General features: G+C 58.0%; 1 protein-coding gene and 1 pseudogene. Both read left to right on the top strand.

Translation table 11 applies throughout. The features are described from left to right. Positions 1-629, top strand: a pseudogene (gene ackA, locus CW267_RS29775) (acetate kinase); the annotation flags it as partial. A gap of 200 nt (positions 630-829) precedes the next feature. Then, positions 830-1,660, top strand: an 831-nt coding sequence (locus CW267_RS29770) for an AAA family ATPase (RefSeq protein ID WP_165787486.1), incomplete at its 3' end; no start/stop codon positions are given.

Below are 1,660 nucleotides of genomic sequence, written 5' to 3'. Positions count from 1 at the left end.
AAGCCGCTAAGATCCTGAACAAGCCGGTGGAAGAGCTGAACATCATCACTTGCCACCTCGGCAACGGTGGCTCTGTTTCCGCTATCCGTAACGGTAAATGCGTTGATACCTCCATGGGCCTGACGCCGCTGGAAGGTCTGGTGATGGGTACCCGCTCCGGCGACATCGACCCGGCAATCATCTTCCATCTGCACGACACCCTGGGCATGAGCGTTGACGCGATCAACAAAATGCTGACCAAAGAGTCCGGCCTGCTGGGTCTGACCGAAGTCACCAGCGACTGCCGCTACGTGGAAGACAACTACCAGGAAAAAGCCGACGCTAAACGCGCGATGGACGTCTACTGCCACCGCCTGGCGAAATACATCGGCTCCTACACCGCGCTGATGGACGGTCGTCTCGACGCCGTTATCTTCACCGGCGGTATCGGTGAAAACGCCGCGATGGTGCGTGAACTGTCGCTGGGCAAACTGGGCGTCCTGGGCTTCGAAGTTGACCACGAACGTAACCTGGCTGCCCGTTTCGGCAAGTCTGGCTTCATCAACAAAGAAGGCACCCGTCCTGCCGTGGTTATCCCGACCAACGAAGAACTGGTCATCGCGCAAGACGCCAGCCGTCTGACCGCTTAATTCCACACCGCCAGCCATAACCTTCAATAATTCGAGCTGCAGGAAGGCGGCGACGCAGCAAATCCCCGGTGGCGTACACCACGTACGCCACCGGGGTGAGCAAGTAGAGCCAACGCGCATGCAACTTGAAGTATGACGGGTAGCTGGTGGTGCTGTTTTGTATCCCGCCTGATACTGGCGGTAACGAAAGAGGATATACCGTGTCCCGTACTATCATGTTAATTCCTACCGGTACCAGCGTAGGCCTGACCAGCGTCAGCCTCGGTGTGATCCGTGCTATGGAACGCAAAGGCGTTCGTCTGAGCGTCTTTAAACCAATCGCCCAACCGCGCTCCGGTGGCGATGCGCCAGACCAGACCACCACCATCGTTCGCGCCAGCTCCTCCACGACCACCGCCGCTGAACCGCTGAAGATGAACCACGTTGAATCTCTGCTCTCCAGCAATCAGAAAGATGTGCTGATGGAAGAGATCATCGCCAACTACCACGCGAACACTCAGGATGCGGAAGTAGTACTGGTGGAAGGCCTGGTGCCGACCCGTAAGCATCAGTTCGCGCAGGCGCTGAACTTTGAAATCGCCAAAACGCTGAACGCGGAAATCGTCTTCGTGATGTCGCAGGGCACCGATACGCCAGAGCAGCTGAACGAGCGTATTGAACTGACCCGCAACAGCTTTGGCGGCGCGAAAAACACCAGCATTACCGGCGTTATCGTCAACAAACTGAATGCACCGGTCGACGAGCAGGGCCGTACCCGTCCTGACCTGTCCGAAATCTTCGACGACTCGTCGAAAGCGAAAGTCGTGAAGATCGACCCGGCTCAGCTGCAGAAAGGCAGCTCCCTGCCAGTACTGGGCGCGGTGCCGTGGAGCTTCGATCTGATCGCCACCCGCGCGATCGACATGGCGCATCACCTGAATGCCACCATCATCAACGAAGGCGATATCAACACCCGCCGCGTGAAATCCGTGACCTTCTGCGCGCGCAGCATCCCACACATGCTGGAGCACTTCCGTGCAGGCTCGCTGCTG

It is taken from the genome of Klebsiella sp. X1-16S-Nf21 (assembly GCF_002837615.1).
GTDB lineage: Bacteria > Pseudomonadota > Gammaproteobacteria > Enterobacterales > Enterobacteriaceae > Klebsiella > Klebsiella variicola.
Note: the sequence above shows the minus strand (reverse complement) of the source record. Positions and strands in the feature narration are given on the sequence as shown.